Genomic DNA, 231 nt, shown 5'->3' on the forward strand with positions numbered 1-231 from the left:
GAAATCGAGCCAAAACTCATTGCACCGGTGGCGAATCGCTTGAGGATCTTTTCAATCGGCTCGACTTGATCCAGCGGGATGCTACGGCTGGGGTCAGCGTTAATTTGCAGCTGGCTGCGCAGGGTGGCGGCATGGTCGCCCTGGCTGTCAACGGCGTGACAGTATTCTTTGACCTGACTGTAGTCTTTGCCACGGGTCGACTGTTGCAACAGTGAAATCGTGGTTGGATTA

1 protein-coding gene is annotated in these 231 nt (G+C 54.5%); it reads right to left on the minus strand.

Annotated features, from left to right (window positions below; genetic code table 11):
• Positions 1–231 (minus strand): glutamate synthase-related protein (locus tag ACYP03_RS28305; protein WP_459782978.1); only part of this gene is annotated, 231 nt, incomplete at both ends.

The organism is Photobacterium sp. R1, from assembly GCF_054600795.1.